10 protein-coding genes and 2 riboswitches are annotated in these 14,914 nt (G+C 60.8%); of the genes, 7 read left to right on the top strand and 3 right to left on the bottom strand.

Going from position 1 to position 14,914, the window contains the following annotated elements; genetic code table 11:
* Positions 1 to 227 precede the first annotated feature (227 nt).
* A complete protein-coding gene (locus tag CXQ93_RS19740) occupies positions 228 to 1,634 on the top strand; it encodes a DHA2 family efflux MFS transporter permease subunit (RefSeq protein ID WP_104112116.1) in 1,407 nt (468 codons plus the stop codon).
* On the opposite strand, the gene CXQ93_RS19745 is transcribed toward CXQ93_RS19740, so the two are convergent.
* Entirely contained in the window at positions 1,627 to 2,943 is a 1,317-nt protein-coding gene (locus CXQ93_RS19745) for an MFS transporter (protein WP_258069139.1), read from the bottom strand. The genes CXQ93_RS19740 and CXQ93_RS19745 overlap by 8 nt on opposite strands.
* Positions 2,944 to 3,132: 189 nt before the next feature.
* On the opposite strand from CXQ93_RS19745, the gene CXQ93_RS19750 reads away from it, so the two are divergent.
* Positions 3,133 to 4,074, top strand: coding sequence for a LysR family transcriptional regulator (locus tag CXQ93_RS19750; protein WP_062286813.1), 942 nt, complete (start codon positions 3,133 to 3,135; stop codon positions 4,072 to 4,074).
* Positions 4,075 to 4,152: 78 nt separating this feature from the next.
* Here the strand turns inward: CXQ93_RS19750 and purU are convergent, their stop codons facing one another.
* Positions 4,153 to 5,058: a formyltetrahydrofolate deformylase gene (gene purU, locus CXQ93_RS19755; RefSeq protein WP_104112118.1), complete on the bottom strand. Its 906-nt coding sequence runs from the start codon at positions 5,056 to 5,058 to the stop codon at positions 4,153 to 4,155.
* Complete coding sequence (cycA, locus tag CXQ93_RS19760) at positions 5,055 to 6,554, bottom strand: D-serine/D-alanine/glycine transporter (protein WP_374953433.1); 1,500 nt, start codon at positions 6,552 to 6,554, stop codon at positions 5,055 to 5,057. The genes purU and cycA overlap by 4 nt, the downstream gene beginning before the upstream one ends.
* Before the next feature lie 149 nt (positions 6,555 to 6,703).
* A riboswitch (glycine riboswitch) is annotated at positions 6,704 to 6,801 on the bottom strand.
* Positions 6,802 to 7,044: 243 nt separating this feature from the next.
* A riboswitch (glycine riboswitch) is annotated at positions 7,045 to 7,140 on the top strand.
* A gap of 223 nt (positions 7,141 to 7,363) precedes the next feature.
* Here cycA and gcvP point away from each other — a divergent pair.
* From gcvP to CXQ93_RS19785, 5 genes are all read left to right on the top strand, one after another.
* A complete protein-coding gene (gcvP, locus tag CXQ93_RS19765; protein WP_374953434.1) occupies positions 7,364 to 10,159 on the top strand; it encodes an aminomethyl-transferring glycine dehydrogenase in 2,796 nt (931 codons plus the stop codon).
* Between the two features lie 32 nt (positions 10,160 to 10,191).
* The gene (gene gcvT, locus CXQ93_RS19770; RefSeq protein WP_104112119.1) at positions 10,192 to 11,313 is read left to right on the top strand and encodes a glycine cleavage system aminomethyltransferase GcvT; all 1,122 of its coding nucleotides are present in this window, start codon (positions 10,192 to 10,194) and stop codon (positions 11,311 to 11,313) included.
* Between the two features lie 245 nt (positions 11,314 to 11,558).
* Positions 11,559 to 11,942 carry a glycine cleavage system protein GcvH gene (gcvH, locus tag CXQ93_RS19775; RefSeq protein WP_062286817.1) on the top strand — a complete coding sequence of 128 codons (384 nt, stop codon included), beginning with the start codon at positions 11,559 to 11,561 and terminating at the stop codon, positions 11,940 to 11,942.
* Entirely contained in the window at positions 11,939 to 13,261 is a 1,323-nt protein-coding gene (gene glyA / locus CXQ93_RS19780) for a serine hydroxymethyltransferase (protein ID WP_104112120.1), read from the top strand. Before gcvH ends, glyA begins: the two co-directional genes overlap by 4 nt.
* A gap of 138 nt (positions 13,262 to 13,399) precedes the next feature.
* Positions 13,400 to 14,797, top strand: a complete 1,398-nt coding sequence (locus tag CXQ93_RS19785; protein ID WP_104112121.1) for an L-serine ammonia-lyase — start codon at positions 13,400 to 13,402, stop codon at positions 14,795 to 14,797.
* Positions 14,798 to 14,914: the final 117 nt, after the last annotated feature.

Genomic DNA, 14,914 nt, shown 5'->3' on the forward strand with positions numbered 1-14,914 from the left:
CCCTGCTTCGAGACAAAACCCTTTACGATCTTCCGGAACTAAAAGCTGCTTGACAAAATACATAGGGGCACCCCCCCCGCACGGGGCCCCTCGGCCGTTAGCGCCTGTCAGCCTCCCCGCCGCTCGCTTCTCCCCGCACGCTCCCATTGCTCGCAGGCTCGCACTGGGTCCCTCGCGGGCGTGGCCCCCCGCACGGGCGCCTCGGCCGTTAGGCTTAGGCGGTGATTATGAGAAGCACGACGTCGGCTGGCACCAGTTCATTTAGCCGCGCCTTGGCGCTGTTGGTCGCCGGGACCTATTTTATGGAGATCCTGGACGGCACCATCATCGCCACGGCGGCACCGGGCATTGCTGCCGATCTGCAGGTCCGGCCCGTGGACATCAATCTGGCCATGACCTCGTACCTGATCACCCTGGCGGTGGGCATTCCCATCAGCGGCTGGCTTGCTGAACGCTTTGGCGCTCGCAGGGTATTCACCGCGGCCATTGCGATTTTCACCATCGCGTCACTATTGTGTGCACTCAGTCCCAATCTGACTTTTCTGTGCATAGCCCGCATGCTCCAAGGCCTGGGCGGTGCCATGATGGTCCCCGTGGGGCGGCTGGTGGTGCTGCGCGATGCCGATAGGAAAGAATTCCTTGAGGCCATCGCCTACCTGACGTGGCCGGCGCTCATAGCCCCGGTGCTGGCCCCGGTGCTGGGTGGATTACTTGTCACGTACGCGAGCTGGCACTGGATCTTCTTGCTCAACGTCCCGCTTGGCGTCATCGCATTCATCGTGGCAACAAGGGTGGTCCCGGACATTCGTGCCCGGAAGGTGCCACCGCCGGACTGGGTCGGCTTCGTGCTCTGCGGTGTTGGCTTGGCCGCTCTGGTGATTGGCATGGAACTGATCGGTTCGGCACCCACGCCGTGGCTTGCAGTGGTGCTGTGGCTGGTGTTGGCGGCCGTCGCAACAGTGGCAGCCCTGGTGTGGTTCAAACGCTCCCGCCACCCACTGTTGGACATGCGTGCACTGCGGATTCACACATTTCTGATCGGCAACGCCGGGGGTGCGCTGTACCGGCTGATTATCAATGCCGTACCGTTCTTGCTGCCGCTGATGTTCATGATTGGCTTTGGTTGGACCGCGTTCGAGGCGGGTCTGATGACAATGGCCGTGTTTGCTGGCAACGTGCTCATCAAGCCAGCCACCTCGCCCCTGATCAGGCGTTTTGGTTTCCGTCGTGTTCTGCTGTTGAGCAATGCCGGCGGGGCACTGGTGCTAGTGGCCTGCGCGTTCCTGAACCCAGACACGCCCTTGACCATCATTGCAGCCGTGCTTTTTGTTAGCGGTGTGCTGCGCTCCATTGGATTCAGCGCCTACAACACACTGCAGTTTGTAGACGTTCCAAAGGCGCGGATGGCTGGGGCCAACACCTTGTCCTCCACCATTGCCCAGATCGCCACCGGTCTGGGTGTTGCCGTGGGTGCCTTGATCCTGCGTGCATCCCAAGCCTTGCTGGAGGGAACACAAGATGCAGCCCCCGTGACCAGCTACCAGTGGACGTTCGCCGTGCTCGGGCTCCTGATGTTGTACCCGGTGATTGAGGCCTTACGCATGCACCGGACAGCGGGAGACTTGGTCAGATAAGGGCGGAGCCAGCCTTGCTGGAATCGCCGGGGTTGCGGCCAGGAAGAAGCATGGCTGCAATCACGGCGGCACCGGCTGCGAGAGCGGCCAAAGCGCCGGCCATGGCGCCCCACCCAAACTGTTGAAATACTAGGCCCGCGCTCCAACCGATGAGGCTCGAGCCAGCGTAGTAGCTGAGGTTGTAGAGCGATGATGCTTGGGCCCGGCCAGTGCTCGCCAGCGCTCCGGTCCACCCTGAAGCGATGCTGTGGGCGCCGAAGAAGCCGCCAGTGAACACCACCAATCCTGCCAAAATCATGAGAACCGGACTAGCCAAAGTCAAGGCGAGGCCGGAAACCATGATGCCCGTGGACGCCAGCAGCACCGTGCGCCGGCCCCAGCGAGCGGCCAAACCGGCCACGAGGCGTGAGGACACGGTCCCGGCTAGGTAGGCCAGAAAAAGTAGGGCCACCGCCGACGCCGGAAACAGATAGGGCGGCGCTTCCAAACGGAACCCCAAGTAGTTGTACACGCTCACGAACGCGCCCATCAACAAGAACGCCTGTGCGTAAAGAGCCAGCAATGAGCCGCTGCGCAACTGGGGGATCAGCTTGCCCAGTACGGCAGCAAACCCTTGCGTGCTGGAATGTGGAACAACGGATCCTTGTATGCCGGAAGCTTGCGTGCGCACCGGGATGAAGCCGCGCGGGCGCGGGGCCAGCAAGAGGAAACCCGCGGCCGCAGCAGCGGCACACAATGACACGGCCAGGGTACCCATCCGCCAGCCGGCAACGTCGGCCACGGGACCGGCCAAGAGACGGCCGAATAGCCCACCCAGTGTTGTTCCGGCAACGTAGGCACCGGCGGCTGATGCAGCTGTGGAGGGGCTGACTTCTTCCGTTAGGTAGGCGATCGCCAGGGCGGGGATTCCGCCCAGCGCAGCGCCTTCCAGAACTCGAAGCGTCAGCAGGACTTCAAAGTTGGGCGCCAACGGTACCAGCAGTCCAAAGATAGTCGCCAGAATAACGGCCAGTCCCATGGTGCGGACCCGTCCCCACCGGTCAGCGACGAATGACCACGGCAAAACGGCGACAGCAAGCCCCACGGTTGCCGCGGAGATGGTCAAGGAAGCCTGCGCGGCAGTGACGTTGAGATCGCGGGAGACCAAAGGAAGCAGGCCTTGCAGGGAATATAACTGAGCGAAGGTCGCCACGCCGGCACAGGCCAGAGATGCCAGAATCCGGCGATACCCAGAGCTGCCACGGCGGTGTCCAGCCCACGACGGTGCCGTGTCCGCGGCAGGATTCTTCGGGTGGCTAGTGTCAGCCACTGTGCGTCCGGATCCTTGTTGTTGCTTCTGTTGTGGGCTCTGCTGTTGGTTTTGCTGCTCTGCTTGGCTATTGCGCTCCATCACATGTTCAACCGTAGAACCGCCACATCCATCCGTCTAATGCATGAATAAAACCGAATTTATCCATTAATGGATGATTTCATTGGGTGTTCCGTGGTTCTATAAACCATGGATAACGACAACCGTGAGCTGGCCACGTTGCTGCCGGTGCTTCCCATCCTCGTGGAATTGGGCGCCAACCGCCACATAACGGCAACAGCTGAAACACTCGGTATTCCACAATCAACCGTGAGCCGGGCCTTGGCTAGAGCCGCCGAGGTGGTGGGCACCCCGCTCGTGCTGCGCAAGGGGCGTGGGGTGGAGCTGACGCCTGCAGCTCTGGCGCTGATACCTAAAGCCGGTGAAGCGCTTGAGTTGGTTCGTACCGGATTGGCACTCGCGCGGGAAGAGTCCGGACAGCAGTTTGGCAGGATTCAAGTGGCGTTTCAGCACACCTTTGGAGAGGAGGTGCTGCCCTTGTTCATCAGGGCCTTTACCCGGGAAAATCCCGGCGTCAGCTTTGATCTGCAGCAGGGGAGCCGGGCCTTTTGTCTGGATCTGCTGGCCGCGGGATCGGCAGATTTGGCGCTCGTGGCTCCGACGCCTCCATCGAGCCGCACTCTAGGTGCCGAGGTGTTGTATTCGGAACCCCTGAAATTGGTGGTTCCTGCCGATCATCGTCTGGCCGGAAGCAGCGGAGTCAGGCTCGACGAGGTTCGTGATGAACCCTTCGTCATGCTCGAGCCTGGCTATGGGATGCGATCCATTGTTGAGTCACTCTGTCACCAGGCGGGGTTCCGCCCGCACGTCGCTTTTCAAGGTCAGGACCTGCATACGGTGCGGGGACTCGTCTCAGCCGGACTTGGCTTAGCGGTGGCGCCTCCGGAACGGGGCAATGCCCAGCAGGCCCAGCGCGGCGGGTTGAGTCGGTGCGAAGTAAATATCGCGTGGCCCGCCGCGCGGCGTGACATTGGCCTGGTTTGGCGTAACCGCCCGGACGCCACGGCGCAGGCCACGCGTTTTCGGGACATGGTGCTAGCGCAGGGGCGGGATCTCCTCGGCGCGAGGTGAACGAATAAGCGAGTAGATGCGTAGGCGTAACGGCCTTGGCCCAACCCCACCCAATACTGTTGGGTTGGGACAAAGCAGTTATCGCAGAACTACTGTCCGGTTTCCGGAGAGGATGATGCGGCCTTCTGCATGCCACCTCACGGCGTTAGTGAGGGCCTTGCATTCTGCATCTTTGCCAACGGCCACAAGATCCGCAGGGCTGTACGTGTGGTCCACGTCGATGACTTGCTGGGCAATGATGGGCCCTTCATCCAGCTCTGCGTTGACGTAATGGGCCGTGGCTCCGACCGTCTTGACGCCGCGATCATAAGCCTGGTGGTAAGGCTTGGCGCCTTTGAAGCTGGGCAGGAATGAGTGATGAATATTGATCGCACGTCCGGAGAGGACCTGGGTCAGATCGTCACTGAGGACCTGCATGTACCGGGCCAGAACCACCAGCTCAGCACTGTATTGATCGACCACCTGTAGCAATTTCGCCTCGGCGGCAGGCTTAGTCTCAGCGGTGACGGGGATGTGATGGAACGGGATTCCGTGCCAGTCCACCAGATCCTTGTGGGTCTCATGGTTGGATACCACGGCCACAATTTCCACCGGCAGTTCACCTGTCCTGGCGCGAAAAAGGAGATCGTTGAGGCAGTGGCCAAATTTGGAAACCATGACCAGAATGCGTTCCTTGCGGGCCTGCGGCTCCAGCCGCCACCGCATGCCCCACTGCTGGGCTACGGGGCCGAATTCGCTCCGAAGCTCCTCGGTACTTGGCCCATCAACCGAGGCCAGGAAATGCACTCGCATGAAGAAGTGCCGCACCAGCTGGTCACCAAACTGCTTGATATCCACAATGTAGCAACCGTGGTCCAGCAGGTATTGCGCAACCGCGTGCACGATCCCGGGGTTTTCGGCGCAGTCCAACGTGAGGATGAACCCCTCGCCTGCCGCGGCAGTCTCACTGGGAATGGCCGACGGCGTCAACGGCGCGGCGGTCATCGTCCGGTCTCTGTTTCGCTCTCCAAGCGACGGGCAGTGGCGGCCTCCGCCGCTGCCTCCGTTGCGAGGTCCTCCTTGAATTTCCTGTAACGGGCCAGATGGCTGGGAGTCTTACCTACCAGGTACCAAACAATGGCCAGTGCAATAAACCAGATGGGAGTCACCAGGAGTGCAATCAGCGTATCGGGCTGAGTGGTCAGGGCCCAGAGGACAAAGGCGAAGAAGGCGAAGACAACGTAAACCATGGGGATGCCGCCGGGCATCTTGAACTTGGAGGAATCGTGCAATTCCGGGCGGCGCCGGCGGAAGGCAAGGTAGCTGGCCAAAATGATGGACCAGACAAAGACAAAGCAGACAGCGGCCACGGTGGTGACCATTTCAAATGCCTTGCTGATGTCATCGCCTACGTACAGCAAGACGATGCTGGATAGCAGGAGAACGCAGGAGAGGAACAATGCGTTGTTGGGGACCTTGCGCTTGGACAACTTGCCAAACCGTGCGGGCGCATCGCCTTCCTGGGCGAGGCCATAAACCATGCGGGACGTTGAGTAGATGCCCGAGTTGGCTGAGGACATTGCGGAGGTCAGCACCACGAGGTTGATGATGGTGGCGGCTGCTCCGAGCCCGGCCATGGAGAACATGGCGATAAACGGGCTTTGCCCCGCAGCGAATTGAGTCCACGGGATAACAGACATCAAGATGACCAAGGCACCTACATAGAACAGCAGGATGCGGATCGGGATCGAGTTGATGGCCTTGGGCAGGTTCTTTTCGGGATCCTTGGCTTCAGCCGCGGTGGTGCCGACCAGCTCAATGCCGACGAAGGCAAAGACAGCGATCTGGAATCCAGCCACAAAGCCCATGAATTCATTCGGGAACATTCCGCCGTGGGTCCACAGATTGGTGAAGCTTGCTGTTCCCGTCTCAGATTCGAAACGGCTAAAGATCATGTACAGACCAACAACAATCAAGGCGACAATGGCGATGATCTTGATGAGGGAGAACCAGAACTCGGTTTCACCAAAGGCTCGCACAGTGGTCAAGTTCAGGACCAGCAGGATTCCGATGGTGACAACCCCAGGGATCCACAGGTCAATCCCGGGCAAGAGTACTTCGGAGTAGGCGGCAATCGCGATGACATCAGCGATGCCCGTGATGACCCAGCAGAACCAATATGTCCAGCCAGTGAAGAAGCCGGCCCAGGGGCCCAACAGGTCCGCTGCGAAGTCACTGAACGACTTGTAGTGGAGGTTGCTCAGGAGGAGTTCTCCCATGGCGCGCATGACAAAGAAGAGCATGAATCCGATGATCATGTACACGAAGATCACGGAGGGTCCAGCCGCCGAGATGGTCTTGCCCGAACCCATGAACAAACCGGTTCCGATGGCGCCGCCAATGGCAATGAGCTGAATATGGCGGTTGCTGAGCTGGCGTTCAAGTTGGGGCGGAGCGTCAGCTGCGGGCTCCGGAATTGGTGCAGTGTGGCGAGTTGTCAAAGGAAGTCCTTCGTTCAGGTGGCACGGAGCACCACGAAGATTTTTCCTCCCCACTCTGTCTGGGACCTGAGAGTTTCCGCGCAACTCAAAATCAAGTTGACGCTTGCACCGTCGGTGAGCCGGTTTCCCGGACTACTTTCCAGAGTTGCCTTACTGCGGCGGTACAGGGGCCTGAGAGATTCCCGGGGAGGGTTTGCTCCTTCGGCGCCTACCGATTTCGCTGGGAGGACTCTCCCGCCGCGGGTCATTGGCGCTGCAAAAAATACAGATAAAACAAAGCAAATACTATTGGTGACGCGAGTCACAGATTAGCGCGACATGGAGCTGCGCGCAAGGTGAAGTCATGAAAAAGTGTCAGAACGGGCCCTGGAGTCGCTGCTGAGCTTCTCTCTCTAGCTGTGAAGCGAGCGGTGAATGTGGAACGAGTTGTGCCAAATGGGAAACCTCGTGTAGTGTGTGGTCCGAATCACCTACATCTTAATATGCCTTTTGAACCGTGGCGGGAGAGTCCTCCCAGCAATGTGGAGGCGCCGTAGGAGCAAATCCTCCCCAGGAATCTCTCAGGCCCCCGTACCGTCATGGCGAGGCAACTCTGGAAAGCAGCCGGATTAGTTCCGGCTCACCGACGGTGCAAAGCGGATCACAAATCCGCGGAATCTCTCAGGTCCAAGACAGAGCGGGGAGGAACCCCACTCATGCCGGAGCTTCCGCCCGGCCGTACCTTGGAGTTCCTCTTGACGATTCAATCTCTTCCTAGCGTGTTTGCTGACCGCCACATTGGCGCCCGCGAGCAGTCCCACATTGAAACCATGCTCAAGGCCATCGGCTATGACAGTGTTGATTCCCTCGTTGATACGGCCGTTCCTGACTCCATTCGCCAAAGCACGCCACTGGCACTGGCATCGGCACGCAGCGAAGTTGAAGTTCTGAGCGAACTGCGAGCGCTCGCAGCCAAGAACAAGATGGCCGTGCAAATGATCGGCCAGGGCTACTACAACACCGTGACTCCGCCGGTGATCATGCGCAACATCCTCGAAGCTCCCGCCTGGTACACGGCCTACACGCCGTACCAGCCGGAAATCTCCCAGGGCCGCCTCGAGGCACTCCTGAACTTCCAGACCATGGTCAGTGACTTGACTGGCTTGCCCGTTGCCAACGCATCCTTGCTGGACGAAGCAACTGCCGTGGCAGAAGCCGTCCTGCTCATGCGCCGCTCCAACAAGACCAAGGGTGCCGGCGACGCCAAGACCGTACTGGACTCGGATCTGCTGCCGCAGACCATCGCCATCGTCAAGGGCCGCGCTGAAGCCCTCGGCTTTGAGGTTGAGGTTGCTGATCTTTCCCTGGGTCTGCCCGAAGGTGCCATCAATGGCATCGTCCTGCAGCAGCCCGGCGTCTCCGGCCGCGTCTTCAACCACGCACCGGTCATCGCTGCAGCCAAGGAGCAGGGCGCCCTTGTCACGGTTGCCGCCGATCTTCTGGCGCTGACGCTGATTACCCCTCCCGGTGAGCAGGGTGCCGACATCGCCGTTGGAACCGCCCAGCGCTTCGGCGTTCCGCTCTTCTTCGGTGGACCGCACGCCGCTTACATGGCTGTCCGCAATGGCATGGAGCGCTCGCTGCCCGGACGCATTGTCGGTGTCTCCAAGGACAACACCGGTTTGCCGGCCTACCGCTTGGCCCTCCAGACGCGCGAGCAGCACATTCGCCGCGAGAAGGCCACCTCCAACATCTGTACTGCGCAGGCATTGCTGGCCATTGTCGCCTCCATGTACGCCGTCTACCACGGCCCCTCCGGCCTGAAGGCGATTGCCGAGACCGTTCACGGACACGCCCGTACCTTGGCAGCGGCCCTGCAGGGATCCGGCGTCGAGCTTGTCAATGACTCCTTCTTCGACACCCTCACGGTGCGTGCTCCGGGCCGCGCCAACGCACTGCTCGCCATCGCCGAGCGCGACGGCATCAACCTGCGTCCCATCGACGCCGATCACGTGGGTGTTTCCGTCGATGAAACCACGACGGCGGACATTGTGGCCCGCGTCGCCGCCGTGTTTGGTGCCGCACCGGCAGGCGACGGCACTGATCAGGGGAGCAGCTCAGACTTCGCGCTGCTCGCTGAGACTGTGCGTGTCTCGGACTTCCTGACACATCCGGTCTTCAACACTCACCGCTCCGAAACCCAGATGCTGCGCTACATCCGCCGCCTCAGTGACCGCGACCTGGCGCTTGACCGCACGATGATCCCCTTGGGTTCTTGCACCATGAAGCTCAACGCAACGGCTGAGATGGAAGCCATGTCCTGGCCCGGATTCGCCTCCATTCACCCCTTCGCTCCGGATTCTCAGACCGAAGGCTGGCGTGAACTGATCGGTGGTCTGGAAGCCGATCTGGCCGAGATCACCGGCTACGACCAGGTCTCCATCCAGCCCAACGCAGGTTCGCAGGGCGAGCTTGCCGGACTGTTGGCCATCCGCGGCTACCACCTCTCTCGCGGCGAATCACAGCGCACCATCTGCCTAATCCCGCAGTCGGCACACGGCACCAACGCGGCTTCGGCTGTTTTGGCTGGCATGAAGGTTGTTGTTGTGGCTACGGCGCCCGACGGCACCATTGACCACGCTGATCTGACTGCCAAGATTGAAACCCACAAGGATCAGCTCTCGGCCATCATGATCACCTACCCTTCCACGCACGGCGTTTACGACGCTGATGTCACCGAGGTGTGCGACGCCGTCCACGCTGCTGGCGGTCAGGTTTACGTTGACGGTGCCAACCTCAACGCTCTGGTTGGCTTGGCTCAGCCCGGTAAGTTCGGCGGCGATGTCAGCCACCTGAACCTGCACAAGACCTTCTGCATCCCGCACGGCGGTGGCGGCCCCGGCGTTGGCCCGGTTGCAGCCAAGGCTCACCTGGCTCCGTTCATGCCCGGCGATGCCAACGCCTCCGGCACCATCGAGGGCACCGGCGTGCCGATCTCGGCCACTCGCTTCGGCTCTGCCGGCGTTCTGCCGATCTCCTACGCTTACGTCAAGCTCATGGGTGCCAAGGGACTGACCGAAGCTACCAAGTCTGCGCTGCTGGCAGCGAACTACATTGCCTCGCAGCTCAACGAGCACTACCCGGTGCTGTACACCGGCGCCGGTGACCTAGTTGCTCACGAGTGCATCCTGGATCTGCGCGATCTGACCGCTAAGACCGGTGTGACCGCAGAAGATGTGGCCAAGCGCCTCATCGACTACGGATTCCACGCTCCCACGCTGTCCTTCCCCGTATCCGGCACCTTGATGGTTGAGCCCACCGAGTCTGAGGACTTGGGCGAGATCAACCGCTTCATCACCGCCATGATCAGCATCCGTGCCGAAATTGATCAGGTTGCCGAGGGTACATTCACCTTGGAGGATAGCCCGCTGCGCAACGCACCTCACACGGCTGCCGCCGTGGTGAATTCCGACTGGGACCGCGGCTATTCCCGCGAACAGGCTGTCTTCCCGGTGGACGCACTGCGCCAGGACAAGTACTTCCCGCCCGTGGGTCGCATTGATGGTGCAGCAGGTGACCGCAACTTGGTCTGCTCGTGCCCTCCCATTGAAGACTTCGAAGACTAAAGCGTTCTAACCACCACCGCAAAGGAATTCCCATGACTGAGAACCACACAGCCCTTTACGGCGAGCACCAGAAAGCCGGCGCATCTTTTACCGACTTTGGTGGCTGGCAGATGCCTTTGAAGTACTCCTCCGAACTCGCAGAACACCACGCCGTACGCAAGACTGCGGGCCTCTTTGACCTCTCCCACATGGGTGAAGTCTGGGTGACCGGTCCCGATGCGGCTGCGTTCTTGGACTACGCCTTGGCTGGCAAGCTTTCTGCCGTGGCCGTGGGCAAGGCCAAGTATTCGCTTATTTGCAACGTCGACGGCGGCATTGTGGACGACCTGATTTCTTACCGCCTGGGCGATGAGAAATACCTGGTGGTACCCAACGCAGGAAACGCAGCAACTGTTGCAGCTTTGTTGGCCGAGCGTGCCGCTGGCTTCGATGTAGTCGTCGAAGACGTCACCAGTGAAACATCACTGATTGCCGTGCAGGGACCGAACGCGGCAGCCATCTTGCTGACGCTGGTCCCAGCAGAGCAGCACTCCCTCGTGACCGAGCTGAAGTACTACGCCGCGGTTTACGTCACCATCAACGGCCAGGAGCTGCTGCTGGCACGCACGGGCTACACGGGTGAAGATGGCTTCGAAATCTACGTGCCCAACGCCGATGCAGCCACGCTGTGGCAGGTGTTGCTGGAGAACGGAAGCGAACAGGGTCTTGTTCCTGCCGGGCTGGCATGCCGGGACTCCCTACGTCTGGAAGCCGGCATGCCCCTCTACGGCAATGAGCTGGCCGTGACCGGCCACGCTTACTCTGCTGGTTTGGGTCCTGTGGTCTCGCTGGCCAAGGAAAGCGATTTCGTGGGCAAGGCCGCACTGGCCGCCATCAAGGAATCGGGCGACGGCGTCACTTCTGGCCGTAAGCTCGTGGGCTTGAAGGGCCTTGGGCGGCGTGCTGCCCGTGGCCACTACTCGGTCTTGAAGGATGGCGCCGTCATTGGTGAAGTCACCTCCGGCCAGCCCAGCCCCACCCTTGGCTACCCCGTAGCCATGGCCTACATCGATGTGGCCTATGCCGAAGTTGGCACGGCGCTCGATGTGGACCTGCGCGGCAAGGCTGAGCCCTTTGAAGTTGTAGCACTGCCGTTCTACAAGCGCCAAAAGTAGTTTCTGCACGTACTGTCGCCGGGGTCACGCTTGTCGAGACCCCGGCGACAGACCGGTATTTCCTCGGCTGGGCCCACAGACGCGCGGGACCCGTTGCGAGCTTGCGAGCAATGGGAGCGTTTGGGGTCTATCCGGCCCGTCGGCCGCGGGCGGCCTTTGGGGCCTCCTTTACGTCGCCTACGAAAACACCGGCTCTGTCGCCTTATCCCGAGCGTCACCCTCACTTCCCCTGAAAGGTTTTCACCATGAGCAAGGTAGCAGCAGAACTTAAGTACTCCGTTGAGCACGAGTGGATTGCCCGCGATGGCGCGGGTCCCTCCACTATTGGCGTCTCAGCCGTGGCCGCTGACGCCCTCGGCGACATTGTGTACGTTGACCTGCCCGAGGTAGGCGCCACTGTCACCGCCGGTGAAGTGTGTGGCGAGATTGAGTCAACGAAGTCCGTCTCCGATTTGTACTCACCCGTGACCGGTGTGGTGACCGAGACTAACTCCGGTGCCATTGAGGATCCGGCCATCATCAACTCCGATCCTTACGGAGCCGGCTGGTTGTTCAAGGTGGACGTTGAGTCCGATGGCCCGCTGCTCAGTGCAGAAGAGTACGCAGCAGCCAACGGCGGCGAACTGTGAGCGGCGTAGATTCAGCCGTGGACTTCGTCCAGGTAGTGTCCCCGAGCTTGGACGCGACGCTGGCTGAACTTGATCCCGAAGTTGCGGAACAGATTGATGCCGAGCTGACACGTCAGCGTAGCGGCCTGGAAATGATCGCCTCGGAAAACCACACCGCCGCGGCCGTCATGGCGGCTCAGGGCTCTGTCCTGACCAACAAGTACGCAGAAGGCTACCCGGGACGCCGCTACTACGGCGGTTGCGAGCACGTGGATGTCATTGAGCAGTTGGCTATTGACCGGGTCAAGTCTTTGTTCGGTGCAGAATATGCAAACGTTCAGCCGCACTCCGGTGCCCAGGCCAACGCCTCGGTCATGCATGCACTGATCAAACCCGGCGACACCATTATGGGCCTGAACTTGGCTCACGGTGGCCACCTCACACACGGCATGAAGATCAACTTCTCCGGCCGCCTGTACAACGTGGTGCCGTACCAGGTTCGTGAAGACACCCATCAGGTGGACATGGCCGAGGTTGAGCGCTTGGCCCTCGAGCACAAGCCGGCCCTCATTGTTGCGGGCTGGTCCGCGTATGCCCGCCAGCTGGACTTCGCCGAATTCCGCCGCATCGCGGATCTGGTGGGGGCCTACCTCATGGTGGATATGGCGCACTTTGCCGGTCTGGTAGCTGCCGGGCTGCACCCCTCCCCGGTGCAGCACGCACATGTCACCACCTCCACCACGCACAAGACCTTGGCCGGCCCGCGTGGTGGCATCATTCTGAGCAACGACGCCGACATCGCCAAGAAGATTAACTCGGCAGTGTTCCCCGGACAGCAGGGCGGCCCCTTGGAGCACGTCATCGCCGGTAAGGCAGTGGCGTTCAAGATTGCGGGCACACCCGAGTTCAAGGAACGCCAAGAACGCGTCCTGGCCGGATCGGCCATCCTGGCCAAGCGCCTCATGGAAGCCGACGTTGCCGCCAAGGGAATCTCCGTGATTTCCGGTGGAACCGATGTTCACCTGGTGCTGGTTGATCTCCGCAACTGTGAGCTCAACGGCCAGGAGGCCGAAGACCGTTTGGCCGCGATCGACATCACCGTCAACCGCAACGCTGTGCCGTTCGATCCGCGTCCGCCCATGGTCACCTCGGGTCTGCGTATTGGTACCCCGGCACTGGCTACTCGCGGATTCGGCGAGGTGGCCTTTGTAGAGGTAGCTGACATCATTGCTGAGGCGCTCATTGCCGACGCATCAGCTGATCTGTCAGCTTTGCGTGCCCGCGTTGAGGTTCTGGCCGCAGCGCATCCGTTGTACCCGTCAGTGGCAAATCTGTCCTAACGGGACACTCGCTCCCTGGGGTGGCCGTCTTGGACGACGGCCACCCCAGGGACTGGCTGGGCTTCACCGTCATGGTGCGCCCAGCCCTCCGGCGGGATTGCCCTCGGAGTAGTATGAGCACTTGAGTGAGGTACTCACATGTCTGTTGGCGTTTTTGACTTGTTTTCAGTGGGGATCGGTCCGTCCAGTTCCCACACAGTGGGTCCCATGCGGGCCGCTGCGGCCTTTGCCCAGGAGCTGAGCGATCAGCACCTGCTGGAGCGCATAGCCGCCGTCCGCGTGGACCTTTACGGATCCTTGGCCGCCACTGGCCGGGGCCACGGCACCATGACGGCCGTGTTGCTGGGCCTAGAAGGCCGCGAACCGGAGCTGATTCTCCCCGAGGAAGTCGATGCTCGTCTGGCCGCTTTTGCCGCCGGTGAGCCATTGCTGCTTGGCGGAACCGTGCCGCTGGTCTACGGTGCCGATGACATCATCTTGCACCCACTCACCATTTTGCCCCGCCACACTAATGGCATGAAGCTCAATGTCACGGACGCCTCTGGTGCCGTGCTCCATGAGGCCACTTACTTCTCCGTCGGAGGTGGGTTCATCATTCGCGAAGGCGCGGTGGATGAAGCCGTCGCAGAGCTGGAATCATCTAAAGCTCTTTTGCCCTACCCTTTCCGCACGGCGGCAGAACTGCTCAAGCATTGTGCCACCGCTGGCGGCAACTTCAGTGACGTCATGCTGGCCAACGAGCTCATGGAACGTAGCGAGGAGCAGGTCCGTGGCGGGCTATTACACATTCGCGATGTCATGGACCAGTGCAAGGATGCATCGCTTGCCCGCGAAGGTCTGCTGCCCGGTGGCTTGAATGTTCGACGACGAGCTCCAGCCTGGCACGAACGTCTCCGTGCCGAGGATCCCGACCGGGATCCGAAGTTCTGGCAGGAGTGGGTCAACCTGGTGGCCTTGGCCGTCAATGAGGAAAACGCTTCCGGCGGCCGCGTGGTGACGGCGCCAACCAATGGTGCTGCCGGCATCATTCCGGCTGTCATGTTCTATGCAACTCACTACACTGACGGGATGCATAACGCATCGCAAGAGGCGATTGACGCCGTCGTGGTTAAATTCTTGCTGGCGGCCGGGGCTGTAGGTGTCCTCTACAAGGAACAGGCTTCCATTTCCGGGGCAGAGGTGGGCTGTCAGGGTGAGGTGGGTTCGGCGTCGTCGATGGCGGCTGCGGGACTGGCTGAGGTCATGGGTGGCACGCCGGAACAGGTGGAGAATGCCGCCGAAATTGCTATGGAACACAACCTCGGACTGACCTGCGATCCCATTGGCGGGCTCGTGCAGATTCCGTGCATCGAACGCAACGCCATTGCCGCAGCCAAGGCCATCAATGCGGCGAAAATGGCGCTGTGGGGCGATGGTCAACACCGTGTCTCCCTCGACGAGGTCATCGTCACCATGCGCGAAACTGGACGCGATATGTCCTCCAAGTACAAGGAAACGGCCATGGGCGGACTCGCCGTCAACGTGGTGGAATGCTAGATCAAGCAGCAGTTTGTGTGGCTAAAAAGCATGCGCGGCTAGAAGGAGGACTTTCATGACGTTGGTACCTGAGGGACGTAAGTTGTTGCGGATTGAGCAGCGTAATTCTGCTGTTCC

Origin of the sequence: Arthrobacter sp. N199823 (assembly GCF_002929705.1) — a bacterium.
Lineage (GTDB): Bacteria > Actinomycetota > Actinomycetes > Actinomycetales > Micrococcaceae > Specibacter.